Below are 26,409 nucleotides of genomic sequence, written 5' to 3' on the forward strand. Positions count from 1 at the left end.
GGCCTTGCGAGCGTCCTGCATACCGGTTCCCCTGGCGCCTTGGCGCACATGACGCGTCGCGCGACGCGGGTCGCGACACGTTCGGTTGACGGCACGCGGCGGCCGCCCCCGTTCTGACCGCCGCACGAGCTTTCATTGTGCCTCGAATGGACGCTTTCGTCGCTGCAAGGTGATCGCAAGCGCACGCCAAAAACGGGGAAACATCCGTCATGTGCGCAAGCGCGACGAAAGTGGCGCGCGACCGCTGCGATCAGCGGGAAGTTACAATGTCGGGCTTTGCCGCGCACTGCAGGGCGCAATTCAGGCTCTTACACGCGCGACTGCGCCCTTTTTCATCCGAACGATCCGACGACGCTGTGCGTCGGCTTTGCCCGTCCTGCCATGAACCTCGTCATCCAGAGTCCCGCCCCGCTCGACACCGTCCACCACAAGCCGCTCCTCGGCCTCGCCCGCGGCAGCCGCCTCACGCCGATCGACGCCCACGCGGTCCGCATCGAGAATGCCGAGCCGGCCCAGCGCGCGGACCTCGAGGTCTACTGCGGCACACACCAGCTCGACTACGCGTTCGTCGAAGCCGGCCCTGCACTGGCCGATTTCGGCCTCGTGGCGATGGACATGGACTCGACGCTCATCACGATCGAATGCATCGACGAAATCGCAGACTTCTGCGGACTCAAGGCCGAGGTCGCGGCGATTACCGAAGCCTCGATGCGCGGCGAGATCAAGGACTTCAACGAAAGCCTTACGCGCCGCGTGGCGCTCCTCAAGGGGCTAGACGCGAGCGCCTTGGAGCGTGTGTATGAGGAACGCCTGCAGCTCTCGCCGGGCGCCGAACAGATGCTCGCGGGCGCAAAGGCCGCGGGCCTGAAAACGCTGCTCGTTTCCGGCGGCTTCACTTTCTTCACCGAGCGTCTGAAGGCGCGTCTTGGGCTCGACTACACGCACGCGAACACGCTCGAAATCGTCGACGGGAAGCTCACGGGCCGCGTGATGGGCGAGATCGTCAACGCCGACGTGAAGGCGCGCACGCTCGCCGAAACCTGTGCGCGGATCGGCATCGAGCCAAGCCGCGCAATCGCGATGGGCGACGGCTCGAACGACCTCAAGATGATGGGCGTGGCGGGTTTGTCGGTCGCGTTCCGCGCGAAACCGGTGGTGCGGGAGGCTGCGAGCGTCGCGTTCAACTTCGTCGGGCTCGACGGCCTGCTGCGTCTGTTCTGATCCGGCGTTCGCGGCGGTTGCATAAGCCAACAGCCGCTCGTGTCCTTGTGGACGCGGGCGGCCGTTGTTGCATTGCGCGGATTATTCAGGCGTACTTGCTTTTTCCGCAAGCCTTGCGAGTGCGCGCTCGATATCGGCGCGCAGATCGGCCTCTTCTTCGAGACCGATGTAGAAGCGCACCAGCGTGCCGCGATGCGGCCAGCTCGCTGCCGTGCGCATCGAACCGACGTCGTACGGCATGGCGAGGCTATGCGCCCCGCCCCAGCTCCAGCCCAACGCGAAGAGTTCGAGCGACTCGCAGAACGTGTCGATCTGCGCAGCACTGTAGCGCTCGTCGAACACCACGGAAAAGAGGCCGCCCGCGCCCGTGAAGTCGCGCTTGTAGAACTCGTGGCCCGGGCAGTCTTCGAACGCCGGGTGCAGCATCGCCGCGATTTCGGGGCGAGTCTTGAGCCAGCCCGCGAGCGCGAGCGCGGTGCGATCGTGCGCCTCGAAGCGCGCCTTCATGCTCGGCAATGCGCGCAGCACGAGCGAGCAGTCGTCGACTGAAACGCCAATGCCAAGCCGCATGCGCGCGGCCTTGAGCTTGAGGTAGAGATCGCGATCGGCGGTGATGGTCGCGCCCATCAGCACGTCGCTGCCACCCGACTGATACTTGGTGAGCGCCTGCACCGAAATGTCGATGCCGTGCTCGAACGGCTTGAAGGCGAGGCCTGCCGACCACGTGTTGTCGATAGCCGTCACCACGTTGCGTGCGCGCGCCACCGCGGTGATCGCGCGCACGTCGGGCACTTCCATCGTCACAGAGCCGGGCGCTTCCAGCCAGATCAGCTTCGTATTCGGCTGGATCAGCTCGGCGATGCCCGCACCGATCATCGGATCGTAGTAGCGCACCGTGAGGCCAAAATCGCGTGCGAGCCAGTCGCCATGATCGCGGTTCGGCGAATAGACGTTATCGGGGATCAGCACGTCGTCGCCTGACTTCAGCAGTCCGAAGTAGACGTTTGAGATGGCAGAGAGGCCCGAGGGTTGCAGCAGCGCATGCGCGCCGCCCTCAATCTCGGCGATGCGCTTTTGCAGCATGGCCGAAGTGGGCGTGGCGTGCAGGCCGTAGCGCCATTGCGCATCGTTGCGCCAGTCGAGCGCGCGCACTGAAGCGAGGTCGGGAAACACCACGGTCGAAGCCCGCGTGACCGGCGCGGCAAACGATTCGAAGCCGGGCGTGAGGTCGTCTTGCGGGTGAATGATGCGCGTCTGCAACGCGCGGCTGGAGTCGGATTTGGTCATGTCGGAACGAATTCGGTTGAGGCGCGAGGTGCGGCGCGCGGCTTGCGCAGTGGCGCGCGCAACGCCGCATAGCGAAGAGTAACACCCGCAACGGCGCTTATTGCCCGATCACGAGATTGCTCACGCCGTTCACGGCGTGAGCGCCGTTCTGAGTCGACACGGGCGCGCTCGCCGCGCCGGTCGACACGGCCGCAGCCGCGGACCCCGCCGCAAGCGGCTTCAGATCAAAGGGTACCGGGTGAGAGTCATCCGGATCCATGCGGTCGCCCGAAAGCGAGCCGTCTTCGGCGAAGGTGCCCACCCAGTTGCCACTGATATGCGTGCCGTCGTTCGAGTCCTCGGCTTCGAGCGTGGCGTCCGAGCGGTCGCCCGCGATCAGGACCACCTCGCCTGTGTCCGTGAACTGATATTCGCCATGCACGCCAGTCGGGTCGTCGTCACCGGCTTTGGCGCCAAGGCGCATGACGATCTGACGCTTGCCAAGCGTGCCGACGTACTGCGGCAGCTTCGCGAACTCGGGGTTCGGCTTGAGCGCGGATTTGACCGGCGGCGGCGCGCTGGCGTTCTGCGCGTTCGCCGCGAGCGGCAGCGCGAGGACCATTGCCGCCGCAGCCGCGGCAATGGCCACGATCCAGCCGCGCGCCTTGATGGCGCTGCCCCGTCGGGCGGCCGCGCACGGCCGCCGCTGTGCTTGCATCACAACTTCCATCTGAATCCTTCCCTCACTTGCACAGTTGGCGGGACGCGGCGCGTATCAGATGCGCTCGAAGATTGCCGCAATGCCCTGGCCGCCGCCGATGCACATCGTCACGAGCGCGTAGCGCCCGCCGATACGCAGCAGTTCGTAAAGCGCCTTCACTGTAATGAGTGCGCCGGTCGCGCCGATCGGGTGACCGAGCGAGATGCCCGAACCGTTCGGATTGACCTTGGCTGGGTCGAGCCCGAGCTCCTGCGAAACCGCACAGGCCTGCGCCGCGAAGGCTTCGTTGGCCTCGATCACGTCGAGGTCGCTGACTTTCAGGCCGGCGCGCTCGAGCGCCTTTTGCGTGGCCGGCACCGGGCCGATGCCCATGTACGCCGGATCGACGCCCGCATGCGCATACGAGACGAGGCGCGCGAGCGGCTTCACGCCGCGCGCGCGAGCGGCGTCGGCGCTCATCAGCAGCACGGCGGCCGCCGCGTCGTTGATGCCCGACGCGTTGCCCGCCGTGACCGTGCCATTTTCCTTCGCGAACACCGCCTTGAGCTTCGAGAAGTCCTCCAGCGTGGCGCCGTGGCGCACGTGCTCGTCGGCGTCGAACAGCACTTCGCCTTTCTTCGACTTGATCGCGACAGGCAGGATCTGATCCTTGAAGCGGCCTTCGGCGAGCGCGCGCTCAGCGCGGAGGTGCGATTCGAGCGCAAGCGCGTCCTGCGCCTCGCGCGTGATGCCGAACTTCTTCGCGACGTTTTCCGCCGTCACGCCCATGTGGATCGTCTGGAACGGGTCGTGCAGCGCGCCGATCATCATGTCGACGAGTTGCGTGTCGCCCATGCGCTGGCCAAACCGTGCGGCCGGCATCGAGTACGGCGCGCGGCTCATGTTTTCCGCGCCGCCACCGATCGCGATGTCGGCGTCGCCGAGCAGAATGGTTTGCGCGGCCGAGACGATCGCCTGCAGGCCCGAGCCGCACAGGCGGTTCACGGTCAGCGCCGGCGCGTGCTGCGCGACGCCGCCGTTGATCGCGGCCACGCGCGCGAGGTACATGTCCTTGGGCTCCGTGTGCACGACATTGCCGAACACCACGTGACCCACTGCGTCGCCATCGACGTTCGCGCGCGAAAGCACCTCGCGCACCACGCGTGCGCCGAGATCCGTCGGAGAGAAGTCCTTCAGGCTGCCGCCAAAGTCGCCGATTGCCGTGCGCACACCGCTTGCCACCACTACTTCGCGTTCCATAGTCTTGCTCCTCGTCTTCCTGATTGGATGAATCTTGTTATTGACGCGCTTCGCCCTGGGGCCGATCGGCGAGCAATCGCTCGACGTCCTCCCGATAAGGGATTGGAGCAACGGCGCCAAAACCCAGCGTCGAAAGCGCGGCGGCCGCGTTCGCATAGCGCGCAGCCGCGAACGGATCGTCGCCGGCCGCGAGCCGCGCGACGAATGCGCCGCCAAAGCAGTCGCCCGCGCCCGTGGCGTCCACGGCCGCGACCACGTGGCCCGGCGCGACGCGACGCTCGTCGGGCGTGGCGACGTAGGCGCCGTCCTTGCCCAGCTTGAGCGCAACCACACGAGCGCCGCGCGCGAGCAGGTAATCGATGATCGCGTCGCGGTCTTCGAGGCCCGTGAGCACCGCCACGTCGTCCCAGCTAGGCAGGCAGATATCGGTGAGGCGCAGCACCTCGTTCATCACGGCGCGCGCCCGCGCGAGCGGCCACAGTTTCAGGCGCAGATTGGTGTCGAAGCTCACGCGCACGCCGTTGGCGCGCGCGTGCTCGACGGCGGCGAACGCCGCGTCGCAGGCGCTGTCGCTGATCGCCACGCTGATGCCAGACAGATGCAGCACACGCGCAGCCGCAATGGTGTCGAGCGGCAGATCGCGCGGCGAGTAACGGCTAGCGGCCGAACCCTTGCGCAGATAGTCGAAGGCATGACCGCTCGGGCCATGCGAGACGAAGTAGACACCGGTGGGCGCCGTGGCGTCCACATGCACCGTCGCGATATCGACGCCTTCGCGCATCCACAGGTCAGTCAGGAGGCGCCCGAATTGATCGTCGCCAACAGCCGAGACGAAGCCCGTGCGGGCGCCCTGGCGAGCCGCGGCAATGGCGAAGTTCGACGTGTCGCCGCCAAAGCCCTGCAAATACTCGGGACGGTCTTTCGACGCCTGGTTGAACTCGACCATGGCCTCGCCATAAGCGAGGACTTGCGGGGCGACACTCGGCATGCCGGTCAGACCTCGCCCCAGAGATCGTGGCCGTCCGCGCCGGTGATCTTCACCGAAACGAAATCGCCGACCTTGTAACGCTTCGACGCCTTGGTCGCGGGCGCGACATAGACCACACCGTCGATCTCGGGCGCGTCCGCCGCGGTGCGGCCAATGCCGCCGTCCGCGTTGATCTCGTCGATCAGCACCTTGAGCGTCTTGCCGACCTTGCGCTGAATACGCTTGGCCGACACCTGCTCCGCCACTTCCATGAAGCGCGCGCGGCGCGCCTCGCGCACCTCGTCGGGCAATGCGCCGTCGAGTTCGTTCGCCGTTGCGCCTTCAACCGGCGAATAGGCGAAACAGCCCACGCGGTCGAGTTCGGCCTCGCGGATGAAGTCGAGCAGCGTTTCGAATTGCTCTTCGGTCTCGCCAGGGAAGCCCGCAATGAACGTGCTGCGGATCGTGAGATCGGGGCACATCTCGCGCCATGCCTTCACGCGCTCCATGACCTTCTCCGCATTCGCGGGGCGCTTCATGCGCTTGAGGACTTCAGGATGCGCGTGCTGGAACGGCACGTCGAGGTACGGCAGCACGTGGCCCTTGAACGGACCTTCGGCCATCATCGGGATCACTTCGTCCACGCTCGGATACGGGTAGACGTAGTGCAGGCGCACCCACGCGCCGTATTGCGCAGCCAGTTCGCCCAGCGCGGCGACGAGGTCGGTCATGCGCGTCTTGATTGGCTTGCCATTCCAGAAACCGGTGCGGTACTTCACGTCCACGCCGTAAGCGCTCGTGTCCTGCGAGATCACGAGCAGCTCCTTCACGCCGGACTTGAAGAGGTTCTCGGCTTCCAGCATGACCTCGGCGACCGGGCGCGACACGAGGTCGCCGCGCATCGACGGGATGATGCAGAACGTGCAGCGGTGATTGCAGCCTTCCGAGATCTTCAGGTACGCGTAATGACGCGGCGTGAGCTTGATGCCGGCGGCCGGCACGAGATCAACGAACGGATCGTGCGGCTTGGGCAGGTGGCTGTGCACGGCCTGCATGACCTCGCCCACCGCGTGCGGGCCCGTCACGGCGAGCACCTTCGGATGCACTTCTTCGATCAGGTTCGAGCCGCTCGCGCTTGCCTTCTTGCCGAGACACCCGGTCACGATCACCTTGCCGTTTTCGGAGAGCGCTTCGCCGATGGCATCCAGGCTCTCCTGCACTGCTTCGTCGATGAAGCCGCACGTGTTGACGACCACGAGATCCGCGCCGTCGTAAGACCCCGAGATTTCATAACCTTCGGCGCGCAGCTGGGTAATGATCTGCTCCGAGTCGACAAGCGCCTTCGGGCAGCCGAGGGAAACCATCCCGACGCGCGGAGCAGGATTGCGGGAGGTCGTTGATTCAACAGGGTTTTTCACGTGTACGTCCGGATGTGGGGCGCAGGGCATTCGTTGCGCCGCGCGAGGGTCAAGCCAATCCGCCATTTTACCCGTTTGGCGTATCGTGCGGCGCAGCATGGTGGGTGTGCGCCCGCATGCGTCGGGGTCGGATGGAATATGGACAGGATCAAACTTCGTTCAGCTATCGCTCGCCTGCCGACGGAGCGTCGGGATAGTTTTCGCTCGCTGCACCTTGCGCACGATCAAGCGCATCCATCTGCCGGCTGCGCGGAGAGCGAAAACGCGGAGAGCGAAAATATTGAAAAGACAATGGACCCGTTGCAGGCCAATATGCTGAAGTCGGTGCGTCAGATGAAAGCCGGCGCGGTGCGTGTCACGCGTGGCAAACCGCCGTCGCCGCGCTCGCGCGTGCAACGGCCGGACTCTCGCAAAGCGCCTGAAGACGGCGCCCCGCAATGGGTCGCGCCGTGAGGCAACGCGTCGCCACGGCGCGCCGCAACTCGTAGGCGCACCACCCGCCGTGTGCGCCGCGCCGCTTACTTCTTCTCTTCCTCGCCGCCCTCGGGCGCGCCCTGCGCCGGCGCCGCCGCGCCGCCCGGCGTCACGGGCTTGAACGGAAAGGTGCTGAACATGTTCTTCGCCTGGTTCTGCATTTGCTCCTGCATCTGCACGAACATGTTCTTCGACTGCTCGATGTAGCTCGTCATCATGCCCTGCATCATCGGCGCCTGCATGTTCATGAACTGCGACCAGACCTCGGGGTTCATCGCGTTGCCTTCGTAAAGGCTCTTCGACTGGTCCGCGAGCTTGTTCTGGATGTCGATGAACGCCTGGATGTTCTTTTCCAGGTAGGTGCCCATCATGCCCTGCATCGCATGACCGTAGAAACGGATGATCTGCGACAGCATCGACGACGAGAACATCGGCAGCCCGCCGCTTTCCTCCTCGAGAATGATCTGCAGCAGGATGCTGCGCGTCAGATCCTCGTTGGTCTTCGCGTCGATGACCTTGAACTCTTCCTGCTCCAGCACGAGTTGCTTCACGTCCGTCAACGTGATGTACGTGCTCGTCTCCGTGTCGTACAGCCGACGATTCGGATACTTCTTGATGAGACGTTCGGCGGTTTTCTTTGTAGTCGTCATGTGTCGCCCTTGTTAGCGCCAACGCGCGGCGGCCGCTGCCGTCGCGCGTTGGTCTAGCCCGGAAACGGCCTGCCCCGGTGTGCAAACAGGTCCGCTGCCGTCCTCGATCCCAGCTTCGCGCGCTCCTTGCAGGCGCGCAGCGCTTGGGATCAGCCCATGTGCAACCCGCCATTCAGCGAGAAGTCAGCACCGGTTGCAAAGCCTGACTCGTCGGACGCGAGCCACGCCACGATCGACGCGATTTCCTCGGGCGCGCCGAGACGGCGCACGGGAATCGTCGCGACGATCTTTTCCAGCACGTCGGGACGGATGGATTTCACCATGTCCGTGCCGATATAGCCCGGCGAAACGGTGTTGACCGTCACGCCCTTGGTCGCCACTTCCTGAGCCAACGCCATGGTGAAGCCGTGAATGCCGGCCTTGGCGGTGGAATAGTTGGTCTGGCCGAACTGACCCTTCTGGCCGTTCACCGACGAGATATTGATGATGCGGCCCCAGCCGCGCTCGACCATGCCGTCGATCACCTGCTTCGTGACGTTGAAGAGGCTCGTGAGGTTGGTGTCGATCACGGCCGTCCAGTCTTCGCGCGTCATCTTGCGGAACACCACGTCGCGCGTGATGCCAGCGTTGTTCACGAGCACGTCGATTTCACCGACCTCGGCCTTGACCTTGTCGAACGCCTGGCGCGTCGAATCCCAATCGCCCACGTTGCCTTCCGAGGCCACGAAGTCGAAACCGAGCGCCTTCTGGTCTTCCAGCCACTTCACGCGGCGCGGCGAATTCGGGCCGCAGCCGGCGACCACCGTGAAGCCCTGCTTGGCGAGACGCTGGCAAATGCCGGTCCCGATGCCGCCCATCCCGCCCGTTACATACGCAATACGCTCTGACATAAACCACACTCCATTATCGTTCTCCGGGCGCGCCGTTCGACGGCCCTGGCCTCGCTCCTTCCCGCTGCCACCACCAGCGCCTCGCGTCTGTCGAGCCGCCGGGGCGGACCGCTAGCGGCGCGCCCCAGCAGTCGCATCAAGCGAAATCAAGCACGCTCGAGCGCGAGCGCCACACCCATGCCGCCGCCGATGCACAGCGAGGCGAGACCACGCTTCGCATCGCGGCGCTGCATTTCGTGCAGCAGCGTCACGAGAATCCGGCAGCCCGACGCGCCGATCGGGTGACCGATCGCAATTGCGCCGCCGTTCACGTTGATCTTCGACGTGTCCCAGCCCATCTGCTTGTTCACAGCCAGCGCCTGCGCGGCAAATGCCTCGTTGATCTCCATGAGATCGAGGTCGTTCACCGACCAGCCCGCGCGCTCCAACGCGCGCTTCGAAGCCGGCACCGGACCCATGCCCATGATTTTCGGATCCACGCCGCCGCTTGCGTACGCCTTGATGCGCGCGAGCGGCTTCAGGCCCAGCGCCTCGGCCTTCTTCGCCGACATCACCACGACCGCTGCCGCGCCGTCATTGAGGCCCGAGGCGTTGGCCGCCGTCACCGTGCCTTCCTTGTTGAACGCCGGCTTCAGACCCGCGAGCGATTCGGCCGTCACGCCATGGCGCACGAATTCGTCGGTCGCGAACTGCAGCGGCTCACCCTTGCGCTGGGGAATCGCCACCGGCACGATTTCCGCGTCGAAGCGGCCTGCCTTCTGCGCAGCCTCGGCCTTGTTCTGCGAGAGCGCCGCAAACGCATCCTGCTCCTCGCGCGTGATGCCGTATTCCTTCGCGACGTTTTCCGCCGTCACGCCCATGTGGTACTGGTTGTATACGTCCCACAGGCCGTCGACGATCATGCTGTCGATGAGCTTCGCATCGCCCATGCGAAAGCCGTCGCGCGAGCCCGGCAGCACGTGCGGTGCGGCGCTCATGTTTTCCTGACCGCCGGCGACGACGATGTCCGAATCGCCCGCGATGATCGCGTTCGCGGCCAGCATCACGGCCTTCAGGCCCGAGCCGCACACCTTGTTGATCGTCATGGCGGGAACGGCCGTCGGCAGGCCCGCCTTGATCGATGCCTGGCGCGCCACGTTCTGGCCCGAACCAGCGGTCAGCACCTGACCCATGATCACGTCGCTCACCTGCTCGGGCTTCACGCCCGCGCGCTCGAGCGCGGCCTTGATGACGATCGCACCCAGGTCAGGCGCCGCCACCTTAGCGAGCGAACCGCCGAATTTGCCTACTGCCGTACGTGCGGCCGAAACGATCACAATGTCAGTCATTTCCAGATCCTCCGGGCGGCTTGAAGGCGCGCCATGCGCCTCGCCCGTCAAGTGGTTAATCCGAATTCCGCAGCAAACGTATCAAGCGCTTGAATCGCTTTAATCGCGCTGCTGCACATAACGCCCCGGCGCCGGCTCGATCTCGGGGAATTCCGCCGAGCCGGCCTGCGCACGCGGCTTCACCTTCTTGCCGCCGTACTGATCGAGCCATTCGGCCCAGGTCGGCCACCAGCTGCCGGGTTTCTCTTCAGCAGCGGCTAACCAGTCGTCGGCCTCTTCCGGCAGATGCTTCGCATCGGCCTCGATGCTCCAGAAGCTGCGCTTGTTCTTCGACGCCGGGTTGATCACGCCCGCAATATGTCCCGACGCGCCAAGCACGAATTTCAGCGGCCCGGACAGCAGCGGGATCGACGCGTAAGCCGTGCGCCAGGGCACGATGTGATCCTCTCGCGAGCCGTAGATGAAAGTCGGCACGTCGATGCGCGAAAGATCCACTTCCTCGCCGCACACCGTGAGCGCGCCAGGCTCACGCAGCTTGTTTTCCAGGTACGTATTGCGCAGGTACCACGCGTACATCGGCCCCGGCAGGCTCGTCGAGTCGCTGTTCCAGAACAGCAGGTCGAACGGCGCGGGCGTACGGCCCTTCAGATAATTGTCGACGACGTAATTCCAGACCAGATCGTTGGGCCGCAGGAACGAGAACGTGTTGGCGAACTCGACGCCGCGCATGAGGCCCGGCGTGCCGCCATTCTTGCCGCCGATGGTCTGTTCGCGCATCTGCACGTGGGCCTCGTCGACGAACACGTCGAGTACACCCGTGTCGCCGAAGTCGAGCATCGCGGTGAGCAACGTCATGGACGCAGCGGGATGTTCCCCGCGCGCCGCCGCGACGGACAACGCCGTGGCGAGCAGCGTGCCGCCCACGCAGAAGCCGAGCGTGTTGATCTGCTCGCGCTCGCTGATGCCGCGCGTCGTCTCGATAGCCGTGAGCACACCCTCTTCGATGTAGTCGTCCCAGGAGCGGTCCGCGATTGACGCGTCGCCGTTGTGCCACGAGACGAGGAACACCTGCTGCCCCTGCTCCAGCGCATACGCGACGAGCGAGTTCTCGGGTTGCAGATCGAGGATGTAGTACTTGTTGATGCACGGCGGCACGATAAGAAGCGGCCGCTCGCGCACGGTGGCCGTGCGCGGCTTGTACTGGATCAGCTGAAAGAGCGCGTTCTCGAACACGACCGAGCCTTCGGTGGTCGCGAGATTGCGGCCCACCACGAAGCGCGATTCGTCGGTTTGCGAGATCTTGCCGCGCGACATGTCGCCGAGCAGGTTCATGACACCCTGGCGCAGGCTCTCGCCGTGGCTCTCGAGCAAGGCGCTTTGCGCATCGGGATTGAGCGCGAGGAAGTTGCTCGGCGAGGCCGCCGCGGTCCACTGCTGCACGGCGAAGCGAATACGCTCGCGCGTTTTCGGATCGGTATCGATCGCGTCGACGAGTTCGTGCAGGTAGCGCGCGTTGAGCAGATACCACGCCGCCGTGAACGCGTACGCGGGCGTTGCTTTCCAGGCATCGGAGCTGAAGCGCCGGTCCTTGAGTTCGGGCGCTTTGGGCGTGGTGTCGGTGGCCTGACGCAGCAAGTCGAGCGCATCGCGCGAATATTCCGCCTGCAGATGCTGCAGCCGCGTGGGTTCGATCGATGCCGTGGGAAGCTTGAAACCTTCGAACGGATTCGCGCCACCGAATGGATTGGCTGCACCGAAAGGACCGCTGGCACCGAAAGGATTGGCCGCGGCGAAGGAATTGCCCGCGGCGAAAGGATTGCCTGCAGTGAAGGGGTTGCCCGGTGCACCGTTGCCCGCTTGCGGCCACCAGTTGGCCGCGAGCCCCGCGAAGGGTGCTTGCTGCGCCGCGCCGCCCGTTTGCTGCGCAGCATTCAGGGCGCTCTTCCAGGCGTTCGTCCACGCGTCGAGATAATGCTGCATGCCGGCTGCGTCGGGAGCGAAAGGAGGATTGCCGCGCGTTGCGCCATCAGTTGAAGCGCCCGTGCCCGGGGCAGTCTTGGAACGTTGAGATGCCGTCATGCCTGCTTTTGACCGATGTGTCCCGAAGGACTGGTTGAGAGGCAGGTGGTACGCATACGGACGCCGTTGCGGCGCTCGTCACGACCTGTCCCGTGGGTGAGGGACATTCTTGCTCCCCATTGCAAAGCGTGTCAATGCTTGTGCCCGATTTTGCCGCGCTGCGATATTTTTTTAATTATCGTTTTCCCGATGTAATCAATTGTTTAACTGTCGCGACACATCGGTGTGCGGTCTGCCGCACAAAAATCCGCCGTGGCGGCAAGCGCTTGCAGTGCAATGCGGGAAAGGGGGAATCGATGTGCCGTGGGGGCACACAGTGCATTGCGGGAATCGCTGCAGCGCAACAAAAGGTCCTCAGACTCGTGACGCGCCGCCGCGTTGCATCACGGCGGCGGCGCGCTGCGTCAACGTCAGGGCTGAAGCCAGATCAACGCGGCCATGCGGCCGGTGACGCGATCGCGCCGGTACGAGTAGAAGCGCTCGCGCAGCGTGACCGTGCACATGTCGCCGCCTATGTGGCGCACGCCGAGCGTATCGAGCCGCAGTCGCGCCAGTGCTGAAAGATTGGCCAGGTATTTGCCGCTTGCCTCGGGGCGCGCGACGAAGGCCGCCGCGGTGGCCGCGCGGTGCGCATCGCGTTGTGCCGCGTCGACATGCTCCACGTGGGTCATGAACGCGTCACGCACGTCTGCACCGACCTCGAATGCCGCCGGCCCGATCGCGGGGCCGAGATACGCATGCAGGTCGGCAGTCGCACAGCCCGCGAGCGCAGCGACCCGCTCGGCGGTGCGCTCGATGACCCCCGCGGCCAGACCGCGCCAGCCCGCGTGCGCGGCGCCCACGGCGCGGCCCTCGCCGTCGCACAGCAAGACGGGCATGCAGTCGGCCACCATCACCGTGCAGGCGATGCCGGGCTCGGCGGTGACGCTCGCGTCGGCTTCGAGCGGAGCGCCCGCGCGCGCGGCGGCGAGCGCGTGCGCGGCGTCGACCACAACGGGACCGTGGATCTGCTTGAGCCACGCGGCAGGCACGCCCGCATGCGAGAGCAGCCGTTCGCGGTTCGCCTCGACGTGCGCGAGATCGTCGCCGGAGCCGCGGCCCAGATTCAGGCCGCCGCGAAGATCGATGCCCTCACCGCATTCGCTGCCCTGCCCCGCCTTCCAACGCCCGAATGGCGGCTCGCTCACGCCGCCGTTACGCGTCGTGACCAGCGCGCGCACGCGCGGCGAAACCTGCCAGTCGGGATACAGCAAATCGTCGGATGTCAGTTCCGGGCAGGTCGTCATGCGTGCTTGTCCTCGTCTTGCGGATCGTCTTCTTCGTCGTCTTCGTAATCGTCTTCGTCACTGCCAATCACGTAGCCTTCGTCGGTGTAGGCGCTGTCGAACATGTCTTCATCGAAGCCGAGTTCATCCTCGCCTTCCTTGCCGCCGAAGCCTAGCGCCTCGATCAGCGCATCCAGGTCATCGGGCACTTCGGCGCGCCATTGCATCGTGCGGCCCGTGACCGGATGAACGAGGCCAAGGCGCCACGCGTGCAGCGCCTGGCGCGCAAAGCCATCGGGCAGCGCCGCGACCGAGCGCTTGCCGCGCGCGTGGCCATAGACCGGATCGCCCAGCAAAGGATGGCCAATATGCGCGCAGTGCACACGAATCTGGTGTGTGCGCCCCGTTTCCAGATCGCAATGAATGGCGCTAATGGGCTGGTTGTGCCAGAGCGTCTTGTCGATACGCCGGAAATGCGTGCGCGCGGGCTTGCCCGACGCGCCCTTCATCACCGCCATGCGCGTGCGCTCGCGCGGGTCGCGGCCGATGGGCGCGTCGATGGTGCCTTCGTCGGCCATGCTGCCCCAAACGAGCGCGAGGTAGCGGCGCTTGACCGTGCGCGCCTGCAACTGGCGTACGAGGTCGGTTTGCGCTTGAAGCGTGCGCGCGACGACCATCAGCCCGGACGTTTCCTTGTCGAGCCTATGAACGATACCGGCGCGCGGCAGCCCCGCCGCAGATTCGCCATAACGATGCAGGAGGCCGTTGAGGAGCGTGCCGCTCCAGTTGCCCGCCGCCGGATGCACGACGAGCCCGGCGGGCTTGTTGATGACGACGATGGCGTCGTCTTCATAGACGATGTCGAGCGGCACCGGCTCGGGCGTAAACGCGAGCTGCTCCGGCAGAAGGTCCGGCACGAGTTCGATGGTCGCGCCGAGCGGCACCGGCTGGCGCACCTTGGCCGGCTTTCCGTCCACGCGCACGCGCTGCTCCTCGATCCAGCCCTGCAAACGGCTGCGTGAAAATTCCGGAAATACTTTGGCGAGCACCTTGTCGAGGCGCTCGCCTGCGAGCTCATCAGGCACCTGAATCGAGCGCGGGGCTTCGCCCCCGCGCGCACGCGGCGCGCCACCGGCGTCCTCGCCTGTGAGTTCGCCATCGAACGCCTGACTGGCGCCTGCGTCATCGGGCGCATCGCCCAGGCTATAATCGCTGATGCTGTTTTGGGCGCCGGGAGCGCCGGCCCCCGGAATAACTGTACGGGTCATTGAGTCTGGGTCACCTGTGGACCTGAAGCTGGACTGGATAAATGCGAGCCTTGAACACGATTACGAAACTGGCCCAACACGCGGTGGCCCGAAACGCAATGCGCGCGGCGCGAGCAAACATGCTCGGCAAGATTGGCAACGTCGTTCGCCTTGCTGTCTGCGGCGCGGCGCTCGCTGTGGTCGCCGCCTGCCACGGCCTGCCGGAAAAGACCGACGAAACGGCAGCGTGGAACAACAACAAATTATATACGGAGGCCCAGGACGCGCTCGCCGGTGGTGACTGGGGCAAGTGCGCGAAATATTTTGAAGCACTTCAGGGCCGCGATCCGTTCGGCCACTTCGCCCAGCAGGCGCAGATCAACGTGGCTTACTGCAACTGGAAGGACAACGAGAACGACGCCGCCGACCAGGCGATCAACCGCTTCATCCAGCTGCACCCGGATCACCCGGACATCGCCTACGCGTACTACCTCAAGGGCATGATCCACTTCAACGACGACCTGGGTCTGTTCGGCCGCTTCTCGGGCCAGGACATGAGCGAACGCGACCCGAAGTCGCTGCGCGAGTCGTATGACGCGTTCAAGGTGGTGGTCGACAAGTATCCGCAGAGCAAGTACGCACCGGACGCTGCCCAGCGCATGCGTTACATCGTCAACGCGCTCGCTTCGCACGAAGTGCATGCTGCCGACTACTACTACCGCCGCGGCGCCTATGTGGCGGCCATCAACCGCGCGCAGCTCGCGATCCAGGACTACAAGAGCGCGCCGGCGATCGAAGACGCGCTGCACATCATGATCCTGTCGTACGAGAAGCTCGATCAGCCGCAGCTCGCCGAAGACACGCGCCGCGTGCTCGCCGGCACCTTCCCGGACAGCCCGTACATCACCGGTCACGCGCGCCCCGGCAAGGAAAACAAATCCTGGTGGCAGATCTGGTGATCGCCGCGCCTCTGTGTTGAGGCGCACAGGAAAGCAAAACGCCACGGATTTCCGTGGCGTTTTTTTTACCTCAGCGGGAGCGCAGGCTTCGCGCTGCGCTCCCCGCGGGCTTTGTCAATCGCGCTCGAACAGCGCGATCGATTCCACGTGCGACGTGTGCGGGAACATGTTGACCACGCCCGCGCCCTTGAGCCGGTAACCGGCCTCGTTCACGAGCACGCCCGCATCGCGCGCCAGCGTCGCGGGACTGCACGACACGTAGACGATGCGCTTGGGCAACGGGCCATTGCCGCTCTGGGCGATATCCGCGAGCGCCTGGGAAACGGCGAACGCGCCTTCGCGCGGCGGGTCGACCAGGAACTTGTCGAAGTGGCCGAGCGCGCGCATGTCGTCCGCGGTGACTTCGAACAGGTTGCGGCAGGCAAACGACGTATGCCCGTCCACGCCATTGGCGCGCGCATTTTCCAGCGCGCGCGCCGTCAGCGTATCGCTGCCTTCGATCCCCACCACCTCACGCGCGAGACGCGCGAGCGGCAGCGTGAAGTTGCCGATGCCGCAAAACAGGTCGAGCACGCGGTCGCCCGGCTCCGGCGCGAGCAGGCGCAGTGCGCGGCCCACCAGCACGCGGTTGATCTGGTGATTGACCTGCGTGAAGTCCGTCGGCTTGAACGGCATGCGAATGCCGTACTCGGGCAGCGTGTAGTCCAGTTCCTTGTCGAGCGGATAGAACGGGAACACCGTGTCCGGGCCCTTCGGCTGCAACCAGAACTGGACGTTGTGCTCGTCGGCGAACGCGCGCAGCAAGTCTTCGTCGGCGACCGTGAGCGGCTCGAGAATGCGCAGCACGAGCGCCGTCACGCTCGAACCCACGGCAAGTTCGATCTGCGGCATGCGATCGCAAATCGACAGCGCGGCCACGAGATGGCGCAGCGGCACGAGCATCGCCGAGACGTTCGGCGGCAGTACTTCGCAGCTCGTCATGTCGGCCACGTAGCTGCTCTTTTTCTCGTGGAAGCCAACCAGCACGCCGCCCTTCTTCGGCACGTTGCGCACCGTAAGGCGCGCGCGATAGCGGTAGCCCCACGACGGCCCGTGAATCGGCCGGAACATCGTCTCCGAACGCACCTTCGAAATGTGCGCGAGGTTGTCCTCGAGCACGCGCTGCTTGACGGCGATCTGCGCACGCACATCGAGGTGCTGCATCGAGCAGCCGCCGCAGGTGCCGAAGTACGCGCATTGCGGCTTCGTGCGAATCGCGCTCTCGCGCAGCACGTTCACCACTTGCGCCTGTTCAAACGTGGGCTTCTTGCGGTAGCTCAAGTAGGTCACGCGCTCGCCCGGCAGCGCGCCCTCGACGAAGATCACCTTGCCCGGCTCGCCCGTCTCGGTGACGGTGCGGCCAACGCCGCGCGCTTCCATGTCGAGCGACTCGATCTCGAGAATAGGGGCATGAGCAACCGAGGCTTCGATGGCGGCGCGCTTCTCCGCGCGGCGCTCGCGCTTACTGCGCTTTTTCGTGGGCGTGGACGGCATAGGCTCGGCCTGGGCAGGCTCGGCTTGAGGGTCGGGGGCAGCTTGAGACACCAGCGGATTCCTGACTGACGATGAGTGAATTGTGGGCGAAGGCGAGATTGTAGTCGAAGTCGGCACCCGCGCTCCGTCGCTGCCGCTTTCGAACTTGTCCGATCGTGCTCACTGCGCCGCGTCACTACGATGATTCCTGACGCGTGATAAGTCCGACTCACGCGAAGGAATCGTCATCATGTCTGCCCTCGTCTTCCTGCAGTCGTTCGCGCTTTTGCTTGTCGCACTCGGCGCCGCCACCGTCGCCGAACCGCGGGCTTCGAGGCGCGCGAGCACGCACCGCCGGCTGCTGCTCGGCCTCGCCGGGCTCGCGGTCCCCATCGCGCTGTCCGCGCTGCTCCTGCTCGGCCTGCGCATCCTGCTCGACTAATTCTGCGCGATCAGGCGCTTTCAGAATCGTCCCATAGATTGACGCCGGTTGCGGCGGCAAGGATATCCACCCCTTCACCAATGGAATCGAAGTGAGCAAGCTACCTCTTTGTGCGCTCGTCGCAACGACGCTCGTGGGCCTCGCGGCGTGCGGCCCGACCATTCAGCCCGATCAACTCGTCGCCTCCATCCAGCCCGGCATGACGCAGAGCGAAGTCTACAAGCGTATGGGGCCGCCCGATCGCGGCTACCAGACCAACGGCTTCGACTGTTTCCAGTACGACCTCGGCAAGTACGATCTCGGCAGCGCCCGCAACGTGCCATTCTCCGTGTATTTCGACCGCAGCAATCGTGTGGCCGGCACGACGCGCGCCGCGTGTCAGGGTCGCCGAATCTAATGCCATTACGCTGGAGCGAGCGCCGCGACTGCCTTTACACGCCCGAGCGCGCCAGCCGACGGAGCGAATGGCGTTTCGCACACGATATTCGTCATACAACACAGCAGAAGAAACCAGGCTAGGGTTAAACGTGCGGGAACCGCCGCCGCGCCATGCGAGGAGCGTGCCGATGAAACTGGTTTGCTGGAATGTGCAGTGGGGACGCGACGCTTCTGGCGTCGTCGATCTGGCGCGCACAGTGCGCGAGGCGCAGCGTCTCGCCGACTTCGACGTGCTATGCCTGCAGGAAATCACGCGCGGGTTTCGGGCGCTGCCGGGTGGCCCTGGCGACGACCAGTTCGCCGAACTCCGTGCGCTACTGCCCGGCTATACGGTCATCGAGGCAGTCGGCGCCGACTTGCCTGCGCAGCCTGTCGCGCGAGGCTCGCCTCAAGGCGCGGCGCCGACGCAACGCCGCCAGTTCGGCAACGCGCTTGCCACGCGCTTGCCCGTCGCGCAGGTCTTTCGCCACGCCCTGCCGTGGCCCGCCGACTCCGCCGCGCCCTCAATGCAGCGTGTAGCGCTCGAAGCCGTGCTCGATGCGCCAGGCGGCGCGCTGCGTGTGCTGACCACGCATCTGGAGTTCTACTCGCTGCGCCAACGGCTCGCCCAAGTGGACGAGTTGCGGCGCCGGCAGCAGGAAGCCGCCGATCACGCGGCGCATCCCGCGCCCGCCGAAAACGATGTGGGCCCGTTCGTGAGCACCGCGCGCCCCGTATCGGCGATCGTGTGCGGCGACTTCAACAGCGCATGGGCCAGCGAGGCGTACACACGCATGCTCGAACCGCTCGCGGGCAGCCCCGCCTTCATCGACGCGTGGACCGCGCTCCACGCCGGTGCGATGCCGCCGCCCACGGCCGGCGTCTATGACACTAAGCAATGGTCGGACGGCCCGCTCGCGTGTGACTTCGTCTTTGTCACCGAGGATTTGCGCCCACGCTTGCGAAGCTGCGAAATAGACGGCGCGACCCAGGCTGCGGATCATCAGCCGATCGTGCTCGAACTAGGCTAAGGGCTGGTCAGCCGGCGAACGCTTTGAGGTACTCGCCCCAATGCGGCGCGGTTTCCGCGGCGAGCGACTGCTTCACGAACTCGATCTCATCGGCATATTCGCGCTCTGTGAAACCGCCGCGCATCATCTGAAACCGGCAATAGAGCAGATACGTGTTGACCACGTCGGTCTCGCAGTAGTTGCGGATCTCGTCGATGCGGCCTTCCTGGAACGCGGTCCACACCTGGCCGCCGTCCATGCCGAGCTTGCCCGGAAATCCGCAGAGCTTCGCGAGCGCGTCGAGCGGCGCGTTCGCGCGCGGCTGGTACATCGCGAGCAGGTCCATCAGGTCAGTGTGGCGCGTGTGATAGCGGCTGATGTAGTTGTTCCACTTGAACTCGCGGTCGGCGTCGCCCAATTCCCAGTAGCGCACAGCGCGAATGCCATGCACGAGCGCGCGGTAATGCAGCACCGGCAAGTCGAAGCCGCCGCCGTTCCAGGAAACGAGCTGCGGCGAATACTTCTCGATCGTGCGGTAGAACGAATCGATCAGGCGCGCTTCGCCGTCTTCGGGCGTGCCGAGCGAGCGCACGCGAAAGCCCTGCCCGTCGCGAAACACGCACGAGATCGCGGCGACGCGCTGCAGATGATGCGGCAGAAAATCGCTGCCGGTTTTCTCGCGGCGCGCGGCGAAGGCGTGTTCAGCCACTTCGGTGTCGGTGAGCGTGGCGGGCAGATCTTCGAGACGGCGAATGCCGTCGACATCGGGAATCGTCTCGATGTCGAATACGAGAACAGGAACTGTCATTCAGATGGACTGCGAGGGTTTAGAGAACGGCGTCCTTGCGCACGCCGTTCGAAGCGAAAAAGCGCTTGAGGCGCACCAGCGCTTCCTGCTGGATCTGCCGCACGCGCTCGCGAGTGAGGCCCATTTCGTCAGCCAGCTCTTCGAGCGTGGCGGGCTCGATATGGTTCAGCCCGAAGCGCCTTTCGATGACGTGGCGATGCTTATCGGATAAACGCCCGAGCCACGCGCGTGTAAGCGTTTCCAGCTCGCGGTGCTGCACTTCGGCATCCGGCGACTGGCTCTGGTCGTCCGAAAGCAGGTCGAGCAGGCTGCTGGCCGGATCGAGGTCGAGCGGCGCGTCGAGCGAAGCCGTGTGTTCGTTGAGCGCGAGAATGTCGGTGACTTCCTCGGTGGTCTTGCCGGTGAGATACGCGATGTCGTCGATGCTCGCGTCGCGCCGCTCGGAGGCCGAGTCGGCGTTGAGCGAATTCTTCTCCAGATGGCGCTTCGCGCGCAGCACCTGATTGAGTTCGCGGATCACGTGCACCGGCAAACGCACAGTGCGCGCCTGATTCATGATGGCGCGCTCGATGCTCTGACGGATCCACCAGGTCGCATAAGTCGAGAAACGGAAGCCGCGCGTGGGATCGAACTTCTCGATCGCGTGCATGAGGCCGAGGTTGCCCTCCTCGATCAAGTCGAGCAGCGGCACACCGCGATTGAGATAACCCTTGGCAATGCTGACGACGAGGCGCAGATTGCGCTCGATCATGACCTGACGCGCCTCGAACTCTCCGGCCTTGGCGAGGCGCGAGTAGCGCTGCTCCTCCTCGACAGTGAGGAGCGGCTTCACGCTGATCCGGTTCAGATAATGCTGGATGGTGTCGGCCGTGAGTTCGGCCTGGAGCATGGCACGGAAATCGTCGGCGTCGGGCGCGGCATCGGCGGTTTCGGCGCCCTCGCCCGCGCCGCCTTCATCGGCCGGCGCATCGCGCTCTTCACGTTCCTCGCGCTCGTCGCGCTCCTCGAAATCGCGGCCGCCGTCGAGGTCGGGCGACGCGTCGTCGTCGCCCGCCTGCGCGCCGTCCTCCACCGAAACCTGGGCGGCTTGGCTGTCAGACTCGGATTGCTGCAGACGGCGCTTCGATTTCGGCATGGTCGGCTCGCTTTTATTGCGGCGGCAAGTACTTCAGTGGGTCGACGGGCTTACCCTGACGGCGTACTTCGAAATGCAGCATCACCCGGTCCGAGTCGGTATTGCCCATTTCGGCGATCTTCTGACCTTTGGTGACCGCATCCCCTTCTTTTACCATCAAAGTCCGGTTGTGTGCATACGCGGTCAAAAACGTCGCGTCATGCTTGATGATAATGAGATTGCCGTAACCGCGCAGCCCATTTCCGGCATAAACCACGCGTCCATCGCCAGCTGCCTTGACAGAATCGCCCGGCGCACCGCCGATATTGATGCCCTTGTTCTTCGTATCGTCGAAGCCGTTGAGCACCGGACCACGCACCGGCCACGCGAGCGCAATGCTGCCTGGCGCCGCGGCGATGTCACTTCCGCTTGCACCCGGCTGCGGCGGCACGGCAGCCGTCGGCGCCGATGCGTTCGCACCCGAGCCGTAGATCGGCGGCTGTGCGGGCGACCCCGCTGCCGGTGCACCTGGCGCCGCGCCCACGCCCGGCACCGGCGCAGTCACGACGCCCGGCGTGTACGCCGAGGGATTCGCACCCGGCGGCACAACGCGCAACAGCTGATCCACTTCAATCTGGTTCGGATTGGTGAGATTGTTCCACGTCGCGATGTCGCGATAATTCTGGCCGTTTTCGAGCGCAATCCTATAGAGAGTGTCGCCCGGCTTCACCCGGTAATATCCCGGAGGCGGCGGCCCGAGCGGCACCGGAGGCTGCGCGGCCGCCGTGCCGAGCGGCGCGGTGCGGTCCACCACAGGTGCCTGATCGAGTCGCGTGGCGCATGCGGCCAGAAGGCAGAGCGCGACGACCGCGGTGCCGCGCTGGGCTGCGATCAGCGTGGCGGCGGGCAAGTCGACATTCGGGCGGTTTCTTTTGATCGCGCGCAACATACTCATCGGATTCAGATCACTCCAGATTTTAAGGGGACAAAGAAAACGCGATCCAGGCGTGACTCCCGCCACTGCGCCGGCCCCGTGCGCTCGACGAGCGTGAGGACCTGCGTCGCTTCGCCGGCGGCACTCTGCGTGCCGGACACCGCCACGGGCGCCACGAGCCGCCCGCCGATGGCGAGTTGCTCGAGCAGCGCCTGCGGCACGTCGAAGCCAGCGGCGGCGATCACGATCGCGTCGAACGGCGCCGCCGACGGCAAACCGAGCCGTCCGTCGCCGTAGTGCAAGCGGATATTCGGGATACGCAGCGGACGAAGATTCGTCTTCGCGCGCTCGTATAACGGCTTGATGCGTTCAATGGAATACACGTCGCGCGCAATCTGGCTCAGCACGGCGGCCTGATAGCCGCAGCCGGTGCCGATTTCCAGCACGCGCTCCAGCACGCGGCCCGCGCCCGCAAGCTCGAGCATGCGCGCGACCACGGAAGGCTTCGAGATGGTCTGGTGATGACCGATCGGCAACGCCGCATCTTCGTAGGCCTGGGTAGCAAGACCCGGGTCGATGAACATGTGGCGCGGCACGGCCGCGAGCGCCTGGAGCACGCGCGCATCGGCAATGCCGTTTGCACGCAGGCGTTCGACCATGCGTTCGCGTATGCGTTCCGAAGTCAGCGCATGCGCGCCGTTGAGCGCAACGCCAGGCGCGCCCGTGACGGCGGCAGCAGGACGCGGCGCACTCGCACCGCCCGGCATGGCAGCGCGCGGCGCGGCCGCGCTGCCAGCAGGATGCGCTGGCTTGATCGAACTCGGCGGCTTTGCGCTGATTGGCTTCGCATTGACCGGCTTCGCAGGCGACGCCTTGAACGGCGTGCTTGCGGTGGACTTCGCAACGGCCGACGTGCCTGCCTTCGCGAGCGCGCCGACGCCCGGTTTCGAGGCGCTGCTGTTGCTCGCGCCCGCGAGCGGCGTGCGTGCGTCGCCCGGGCGCGTATCGCGCCGGCGCGGCTCGCGCACGAGATCCGCGAGCCCGAGCGGAAAACGCTTCGTGCGCTCGCCCGTCATGAAACGCTGCCGCCCTTGCGCGCCCAGTCTTGCGTCGCGGACAACATCTGCGTATGTGTGAGATCGAGTTGCAGCGGCGTGATCGACACATGGCCGTTCGATACCGCGTGGAAGTCCGTGCCCTCGCTCGCGTCGCGCGCGCTGCCCGACGGCCCGATCCAGTAGATCGGCTCGCCGCGCGGATTGGTCTCGCGGATCACGGGCTGCGAAGGATGACGCTTGCCGAGGCGCGTGACGCGCCAATCGCCAAGCTCTTCGTACGGCAGGTTCGGGATGTTGACGTTCAGCAGCGGATGACCTGGCAACGGGTTCGCGAGGTAATGCGCAACGATCTCGGCCGCGACACGCGCGGCGGAATCGAGATGCACCCAGTCCTTGTCGACAAGCGAAAACGCGATGGCCGGTATGCCGAACATGATGCCTTCGGTCGCCGCAGCCACCGTGCCCGAGTACAGCGTGTCCTCGCCCATGTTCTGGCCGTTGTTGATGCCGGAGACCACGAGGTCGGGCTGCTGGTCGAGCATGCCCGTGAGCGCGATGTGCACCGAGTCGGTGGGCGTGCCGTTCACGTAATAGAAGCCGGTGCTCGCCGATCGCAACACCGACAGCGGGCGCCACAACGTAAGCGAGTTCGATGCGGCGCTGCAGTTCTGCTCGGGCGCCATGACCGTGACTTCGCCGAGCGGCTTGAGCGCTTCATAGAGCGCCGCAAGGCCGGGGGCGAGATAACCGTCGTCGTTGCTGAGTAGTATTCGCATCGAGCGATTGTAACTTAGGAAAGAAGGCACGCGAACGACAGCCCGGCCCTCGCGGCTGCACGCGTTGGGCCTTGCGTCGAGCGTCGATATCACTGGCTGATCCGGGACGCATTCGCATTCGCGATACGCCTTGAAAGACGCTTGTCGCCGACACGAAATAAATCGCACGATCGTTCGCATCAAGGGAGATTGCCGTACACTCTCCTGCTGTAGCGAATCCACGACCGATGCAACTGAACGCAACCGAACCGGACAAGACAGGAGACACGATGCGCGCAATCCGCTGCAACCAGTACGGCCCGCCCGACTCGCTCACGCTCGAAGACTCGCCCGACCTCGTGCCAGGCCCGGGCCAGGTGGTGATCGACGTGAAGGCCGCGGCCGTCAACTTCCCCGACGTGCTCATCATCGAGAACAAGTATCAGATGAAGCCACCGCTGCCCTTCACGCCCGGCGCCGAACTCGCAGGCGTGGTGCGCGCCGCGGGCGAAGGCGTGAAGCTCGCGCCGGGCACGCGCGTGGTGGCGTATGTGGGCACGGGCGCATTCGCAGAACAGGCGCTTGCGGACGCATCGGCGTGCGTGGCGCTACCCGAAGGAGCCGACTTCGCAACGGCAGCCGCCTTCACGCTCGCGTATGGCACGTCGCACCACGCAGTGGTCGATCGCGCCGCGCTGCGCGCTGGCGAAACGATGCTCGTGCTCGGCGCGGCGGGCGGCGTGGGCCTCGCTGCTGTGGAGATCGGCAAGGTGCTCGGCGCGCGCGTGATCGCCGCGGCATCGAGTGAGGAGAAGCTCGAAGTCTGCCGCCGCTTCGGTGCGGACGCCACCATCAACTACAGCACCGAGGACTTGCGCGAGCGCGTCAAGGCGCTCACCGACGGCAAAGGCCCCGACGTGATCTATGACCCCGTGGGCGGCGAGTATGCGGAACCTGCGTTCCGCAGTATCGGCTGGCGCGGGCGCTATCTCGTGGTGGGCTTCGCCAATGGCGAAATTCCCAGGCTGCCGCTCAATCTCGCGCTGCTCAAGGGCGCGAGCCTCGTTGGCGTGTTCTGGGGCGATTTCGCGCGCCGCGAGCCGCAGCACAATGCGGCAGCTTTCGCGCAAATGGTGGGCTGGATCGGCGAAGGCAAACTCAAGCCGTACGTCTCAAAGCGCTATAAGCTCGCCGACACAGCGCAGGCGCTCAAGGACATGGCTTCGCGCAAGGTGACAGGCAAGATCGTGATCGAGCCCTGAACGTCTCCTGCAACGCGGCAAGCCAATCGAAAACGGCTCGCGATGTGCGAGCCGTTTTGCATGATGCATGCCGTCCTAGACGATTTGTTGCTCACGCAACCGTGCGATGTGGGCTGCGTCGTAACCCAGCGTCTGCAGGACTTCTTCAGTATGTTCGCCCAGCGCGGGCCCGAGCCAGCGCGTGTCGCCAGGCGTTGCCGAGAGCTTGGGCGTGACCGAGGGCAGCGCAATGTCCACGCCCTCGCCGTCCTTTTCGCCAGGCGCCTGCCAGCGGAACTGCTGGATCATCTGGCGCGCCGCGAACTGCGGATCGGCGAACATGTCGGCCACGCTGTAGATGCGGCCCACGGGTACGTCGGCGGCGTTGAGCACGTCGAGCGCTTCGTTGATGGTGCGGGTGGAAAGCCACGCCGCGATGGCGCCATCGATCTCCGCCGTGCGCGGCACGCGGCCGTCGTTGTGCGCGAGTTGCGGATCATTGGCGAGGTCCGCGCGGTCGATAGCCGTCATCAAGCGCTTGAAGATCGGATCGCTGTTGCCGCCGATCACGATGCTGCCGTCCCGGCACGGATACGTATTCGACGGCACGATGCCCGGCAGCGACGCGCCGGTGCGCTCGCGCACCATGCCGTACACACCGTACTCGGGCACGACACTCTCCATCATGTTGAACACGGCCTCATAGAGCGCAACGTCGACGATCTGGCCGCTGCCGCCGTTCATGTTGCGATGATGGAGCGCCATCATCGCGCCGATCACGCCGTGCAGCGCCGCGATCGAGTCGCCGATCGAAATGCCTATGCGCGGCGGCGGCAAGTCGGGATAGCCGGTGATATGACGCAGACCGCCCATCGATTCGGCGATCGCGCCGAAGCCCGGACGGTCGCGGTACGGGCCGGTCTGGCCGTAGCCGGAGAGCCGCACCATCACGAGACCGGGATTCTCCTTCGAGAGCACGTCGTAGCCGAGCCCGAGCTTTTCGAGCAGGCCCGGCCGGAAGTTCTCGATGACGATATCGGCCTCCTTCGCGAGGCGCCGCACGATCTCCTTGCCCTCTTCGGCTTTGAGATTCACGGTGACCGACTTCTTGTTGCGCGCCTGAACGGCCCACCACAGCGACGTGCCGCCCGCTTCCGGGTAGAGCTTGCGCCATTTGCGCAGCGGGTCGCCGCCCTTGGGATCCTCGATCTTGATGACCTCGGCGCCGAACTCGCCGAGAAAACGCGCGGCGAAGGGGCCGGCGATCAGCGTGCCGAGTTCGAGGACTTTCACACCCGCAAGCGGTCCCGCGCCTTTGGCTGCGGATGCGTTCAATTGCGAATCTGTGGAATCGGCGGCTGCGCTCATGGTGTCTCCTTTCGTTCTGTTCGGCG

General features: G+C 65.4%; 25 protein-coding genes. 7 read left to right on the top strand and 18 right to left on the bottom strand.

Annotated elements, in window-relative coordinates; all coding sequences use genetic code 11:
- The first annotated feature begins 381 nt into the window (after window positions 1–381).
- Window positions 382–1,221: a phosphoserine phosphatase SerB gene (gene serB, locus L0U83_RS07390; protein ID WP_233881605.1), complete on the top strand. Its 840-nt coding sequence runs from the start codon at window positions 382–384 to the stop codon at window positions 1,219–1,221.
- 81 nt (window positions 1,222–1,302) lie between these two features.
- On the opposite strand, the gene L0U83_RS07395 is transcribed toward serB, so the two are convergent.
- From L0U83_RS07395 to rimO, 5 genes are all read right to left on the bottom strand, one after another.
- Window positions 1,303–2,508 (bottom strand): cystathionine beta-lyase, encoded by a 1,206-nt coding sequence (locus tag L0U83_RS07395; RefSeq protein ID WP_233881606.1) that lies wholly within the window; start codon window positions 2,506–2,508, stop codon window positions 1,303–1,305.
- A gap of 97 nt (window positions 2,509–2,605) precedes the next feature.
- The gene (locus tag L0U83_RS07400; RefSeq protein ID WP_233881607.1) at window positions 2,606–3,217 is read right to left on the bottom strand and encodes a hypothetical protein; all 612 of its coding nucleotides are present in this window, start codon (window positions 3,215–3,217) and stop codon (window positions 2,606–2,608) included.
- Between the two features lie 45 nt (window positions 3,218–3,262).
- Window positions 3,263–4,447, bottom strand: coding sequence for a beta-ketothiolase BktB (gene bktB, locus L0U83_RS07405; protein ID WP_233881608.1), 1,185 nt, complete (start codon window positions 4,445–4,447; stop codon window positions 3,263–3,265).
- A gap of 37 nt (window positions 4,448–4,484) precedes the next feature.
- Window positions 4,485–5,435, bottom strand: a complete 951-nt coding sequence (locus L0U83_RS07410) for a sugar kinase (RefSeq protein WP_233881609.1) — start codon at window positions 5,433–5,435, stop codon at window positions 4,485–4,487.
- A 5-nt stretch (window positions 5,436–5,440) separates the two neighbouring features.
- Window positions 5,441–6,778 (bottom strand): 30S ribosomal protein S12 methylthiotransferase RimO, encoded by a 1,338-nt coding sequence (gene rimO, locus L0U83_RS07415; RefSeq protein ID WP_201696933.1) that lies wholly within the window; start codon window positions 6,776–6,778, stop codon window positions 5,441–5,443.
- A gap of 192 nt (window positions 6,779–6,970) precedes the next feature.
- On the opposite strand from rimO, the gene L0U83_RS07420 reads away from it, so the two are divergent.
- Complete coding sequence (locus L0U83_RS07420) at window positions 6,971–7,285, top strand: hypothetical protein (protein ID WP_233881610.1); 315 nt, start codon at window positions 6,971–6,973, stop codon at window positions 7,283–7,285.
- Window positions 7,286–7,350: 65 nt separating this feature from the next.
- On the opposite strand, the gene phaR is transcribed toward L0U83_RS07420, so the two are convergent.
- The 6 genes from phaR to L0U83_RS07450 all read right to left on the bottom strand — a co-directional run bounded on the left by phaR (window position 7,351) and on the right by L0U83_RS07450 (window position 14,786).
- Window positions 7,351–7,956, bottom strand: coding sequence for a polyhydroxyalkanoate synthesis repressor PhaR (phaR, locus tag L0U83_RS07425; RefSeq protein WP_233881611.1), 606 nt, complete (start codon window positions 7,954–7,956; stop codon window positions 7,351–7,353).
- Between the two features lie 149 nt (window positions 7,957–8,105).
- Window positions 8,106–8,846 (bottom strand): 3-ketoacyl-ACP reductase, encoded by a 741-nt coding sequence (locus L0U83_RS07430; protein ID WP_233881612.1) that lies wholly within the window; start codon window positions 8,844–8,846, stop codon window positions 8,106–8,108.
- 146 nt (window positions 8,847–8,992) lie between these two features.
- Window positions 8,993–10,174, bottom strand: a complete 1,182-nt coding sequence (locus L0U83_RS07435) for an acetyl-CoA C-acetyltransferase (RefSeq protein ID WP_233881613.1) — start codon at window positions 10,172–10,174, stop codon at window positions 8,993–8,995.
- Window positions 10,175–10,273: 99 nt separating this feature from the next.
- Window positions 10,274–12,253, bottom strand: coding sequence for a class I poly(R)-hydroxyalkanoic acid synthase (gene phaC / locus L0U83_RS07440; RefSeq protein WP_373321019.1), 1,980 nt, complete (start codon window positions 12,251–12,253; stop codon window positions 10,274–10,276).
- A 410-nt stretch (window positions 12,254–12,663) separates the two neighbouring features.
- Window positions 12,664–13,539, bottom strand: coding sequence for a peptidoglycan editing factor PgeF (gene pgeF, locus L0U83_RS07445; RefSeq protein ID WP_233881615.1), 876 nt, complete (start codon window positions 13,537–13,539; stop codon window positions 12,664–12,666).
- Window positions 13,536–14,786 carry an RluA family pseudouridine synthase gene (locus L0U83_RS07450; RefSeq protein WP_233881616.1) on the bottom strand — a complete coding sequence of 417 codons (1,251 nt, stop codon included), beginning with the start codon at window positions 14,784–14,786 and terminating at the stop codon, window positions 13,536–13,538. Before L0U83_RS07450 ends, pgeF begins: the two co-directional genes overlap by 4 nt.
- Before the next feature lie 98 nt (window positions 14,787–14,884).
- Here L0U83_RS07450 and L0U83_RS07455 point away from each other — a divergent pair, with 98 nt between their 5' ends.
- Window positions 14,885–15,724 carry an outer membrane protein assembly factor BamD gene (locus tag L0U83_RS07455; RefSeq protein ID WP_373321046.1) on the top strand — a complete coding sequence of 280 codons (840 nt, stop codon included), beginning with the start codon at window positions 14,885–14,887 and terminating at the stop codon, window positions 15,722–15,724.
- Between the two features lie 114 nt (window positions 15,725–15,838).
- On the opposite strand, the gene rlmD is transcribed toward L0U83_RS07455, so the two are convergent.
- Window positions 15,839–17,143: a 23S rRNA (uracil(1939)-C(5))-methyltransferase RlmD gene (gene rlmD / locus L0U83_RS07460; protein WP_233883774.1), complete on the bottom strand. Its 1,305-nt coding sequence runs from the start codon at window positions 17,141–17,143 to the stop codon at window positions 15,839–15,841.
- A 343-nt stretch (window positions 17,144–17,486) separates the two neighbouring features.
- Here rlmD and L0U83_RS07465 point away from each other — a divergent pair, with 343 nt between their 5' ends.
- The 3 genes from L0U83_RS07465 to L0U83_RS07475 all read left to right on the top strand — a co-directional run bounded on the left by L0U83_RS07465 (window position 17,487) and on the right by L0U83_RS07475 (window position 19,126).
- Complete coding sequence (locus tag L0U83_RS07465) at window positions 17,487–17,678, top strand: hypothetical protein (RefSeq protein WP_233881618.1); 192 nt, start codon at window positions 17,487–17,489, stop codon at window positions 17,676–17,678.
- Window positions 17,679–17,769: 91 nt separating this feature from the next.
- On the top strand, window positions 17,770–18,075 hold the full coding sequence (locus L0U83_RS07470; RefSeq protein ID WP_233881619.1) for an outer membrane protein assembly factor BamE: 306 nt from the start codon (window positions 17,770–17,772) through the stop codon (window positions 18,073–18,075).
- Between the two features lie 169 nt (window positions 18,076–18,244).
- The gene (locus L0U83_RS07475) at window positions 18,245–19,126 is read left to right on the top strand and encodes an endonuclease/exonuclease/phosphatase family protein (RefSeq protein WP_233881620.1); all 882 of its coding nucleotides are present in this window, start codon (window positions 18,245–18,247) and stop codon (window positions 19,124–19,126) included.
- Between the two features lie 7 nt (window positions 19,127–19,133).
- On the opposite strand, the gene L0U83_RS07480 is transcribed toward L0U83_RS07475, so the two are convergent.
- The 5 genes from L0U83_RS07480 to surE are packed head-to-tail and all read right to left on the bottom strand — an operon-like array spanning window position 19,134 to window position 23,795.
- Complete coding sequence (locus L0U83_RS07480) at window positions 19,134–19,913, bottom strand: 3'-5' exonuclease (RefSeq protein WP_233881621.1); 780 nt, start codon at window positions 19,911–19,913, stop codon at window positions 19,134–19,136.
- 19 nt (window positions 19,914–19,932) lie between these two features.
- Complete coding sequence (gene rpoS, locus L0U83_RS07485) at window positions 19,933–21,048, bottom strand: RNA polymerase sigma factor RpoS (RefSeq protein WP_233881622.1); 1,116 nt, start codon at window positions 21,046–21,048, stop codon at window positions 19,933–19,935.
- Window positions 21,049–21,061: 13 nt separating this feature from the next.
- Window positions 21,062–21,982 (bottom strand): peptidoglycan DD-metalloendopeptidase family protein, encoded by a 921-nt coding sequence (locus L0U83_RS07490; RefSeq protein ID WP_233881623.1) that lies wholly within the window; start codon window positions 21,980–21,982, stop codon window positions 21,062–21,064.
- A 5-nt stretch (window positions 21,983–21,987) separates the two neighbouring features.
- The gene (locus L0U83_RS07495) at window positions 21,988–23,037 is read right to left on the bottom strand and encodes a protein-L-isoaspartate(D-aspartate) O-methyltransferase (RefSeq protein WP_233881624.1); all 1,050 of its coding nucleotides are present in this window, start codon (window positions 23,035–23,037) and stop codon (window positions 21,988–21,990) included.
- Entirely contained in the window at window positions 23,034–23,795 is a 762-nt protein-coding gene (gene surE, locus L0U83_RS07500; protein ID WP_233881625.1) for a 5'/3'-nucleotidase SurE, read from the bottom strand. Before surE ends, L0U83_RS07495 begins: the two co-directional genes overlap by 4 nt.
- 269 nt (window positions 23,796–24,064) lie before the next feature.
- On the opposite strand from surE, the gene L0U83_RS07505 reads away from it, so the two are divergent.
- A complete protein-coding gene (locus tag L0U83_RS07505) occupies window positions 24,065–25,036 on the top strand; it encodes an NADPH:quinone oxidoreductase family protein (RefSeq protein ID WP_233881626.1) in 972 nt (323 codons plus the stop codon).
- 75 nt (window positions 25,037–25,111) lie between these two features.
- Here the strand turns inward: L0U83_RS07505 and L0U83_RS07510 are convergent, their stop codons facing one another.
- Window positions 25,112–26,383: a CaiB/BaiF CoA transferase family protein gene (locus L0U83_RS07510; protein ID WP_233881627.1), complete on the bottom strand. Its 1,272-nt coding sequence runs from the start codon at window positions 26,381–26,383 to the stop codon at window positions 25,112–25,114.
- Window positions 26,384–26,409: the final 26 nt, after the last annotated feature.

Origin of the sequence: Paraburkholderia flagellata (genome assembly GCF_021390645.1) — a bacterium.
GTDB lineage: Bacteria > Pseudomonadota > Gammaproteobacteria > Burkholderiales > Burkholderiaceae > Paraburkholderia > Paraburkholderia flagellata.

Bases quoted from the DNA above. Each gene is read 5' to 3' on its own strand.
- serB (WP_233881605.1), top strand. From the start codon at position 382: ATGAACCTCGTCATCCAGAGTCCCGCCCCGCTCGACACCGTCCACCAC.
- L0U83_RS07395 (WP_233881606.1), bottom strand. From the start codon at position 2,508: ATGACCAAATCCGACTCCAGCCGCGCGTTGCAGACGCGCATCATTCAC.
- L0U83_RS07400 (WP_233881607.1), bottom strand. From the start codon at position 3,217: ATGGAAGTTGTGATGCAAGCACAGCGGCGGCCGTGCGCGGCCGCCCGA.
- bktB (WP_233881608.1), bottom strand. From the start codon at position 4,447: ATGGAACGCGAAGTAGTGGTGGCAAGCGGTGTGCGCACGGCAATCGGC.
- L0U83_RS07410 (WP_233881609.1), bottom strand. From the start codon at position 5,435: ATGCCGAGTGTCGCCCCGCAAGTCCTCGCTTATGGCGAGGCCATGGTC.
- rimO (WP_201696933.1), bottom strand. From the start codon at position 6,778: ATGGTTTCCCTCGGCTGCCCGAAGGCGCTTGTCGACTCGGAGCAGATC.
- L0U83_RS07420 (WP_233881610.1), top strand. From the start codon at position 6,971: ATGGACAGGATCAAACTTCGTTCAGCTATCGCTCGCCTGCCGACGGAG.
- phaR (WP_233881611.1), bottom strand. From the start codon at position 7,956: ATGACGACTACAAAGAAAACCGCCGAACGTCTCATCAAGAAGTATCCG.
- L0U83_RS07430 (WP_233881612.1), bottom strand. From the start codon at position 8,846: ATGTCAGAGCGTATTGCGTATGTAACGGGCGGGATGGGCGGCATCGGG.
- L0U83_RS07435 (WP_233881613.1), bottom strand. From the start codon at position 10,174: ATGACTGACATTGTGATCGTTTCGGCCGCACGTACGGCAGTAGGCAAA.
- phaC (WP_373321019.1), bottom strand. From the start codon at position 12,253: ATGACGGCATCTCAACGTTCCAAGACTGCCCCGGGCACGGGCGCTTCA.
- pgeF (WP_233881615.1), bottom strand. From the start codon at position 13,539: ATGACGACCTGCCCGGAACTGACATCCGACGATTTGCTGTATCCCGAC.
- L0U83_RS07450 (WP_233881616.1), bottom strand. From the start codon at position 14,786: ATGACCCGTACAGTTATTCCGGGGGCCGGCGCTCCCGGCGCCCAAAAC.
- L0U83_RS07455 (WP_373321046.1), top strand. From the start codon at position 14,885: ATGCGCGCGGCGCGAGCAAACATGCTCGGCAAGATTGGCAACGTCGTT.
- rlmD (WP_233883774.1), bottom strand. From the start codon at position 17,143: ATGGAAGCGCGCGGCGTTGGCCGCACCGTCACCGAGACGGGCGAGCCG.
- L0U83_RS07465 (WP_233881618.1), top strand. From the start codon at position 17,487: ATGTCTGCCCTCGTCTTCCTGCAGTCGTTCGCGCTTTTGCTTGTCGCA.
- L0U83_RS07475 (WP_233881620.1), top strand. From the start codon at position 18,245: ATGAAACTGGTTTGCTGGAATGTGCAGTGGGGACGCGACGCTTCTGGC.
- L0U83_RS07480 (WP_233881621.1), bottom strand. From the start codon at position 19,913: ATGACAGTTCCTGTTCTCGTATTCGACATCGAGACGATTCCCGATGTC.
- rpoS (WP_233881622.1), bottom strand. From the start codon at position 21,048: ATGCCGAAATCGAAGCGCCGTCTGCAGCAATCCGAGTCTGACAGCCAA.
- L0U83_RS07490 (WP_233881623.1), bottom strand. From the start codon at position 21,982: ATGAGTATGTTGCGCGCGATCAAAAGAAACCGCCCGAATGTCGACTTG.
- L0U83_RS07495 (WP_233881624.1), bottom strand. From the start codon at position 23,037: ATGACGGGCGAGCGCACGAAGCGTTTTCCGCTCGGGCTCGCGGATCTC.
- surE (WP_233881625.1), bottom strand. From the start codon at position 23,795: ATGCGAATACTACTCAGCAACGACGACGGTTATCTCGCCCCCGGCCTT.
- L0U83_RS07505 (WP_233881626.1), top strand. From the start codon at position 24,065: ATGCGCGCAATCCGCTGCAACCAGTACGGCCCGCCCGACTCGCTCACG.
- L0U83_RS07510 (WP_233881627.1), bottom strand. From the start codon at position 26,383: ATGAGCGCAGCCGCCGATTCCACAGATTCGCAATTGAACGCATCCGCA.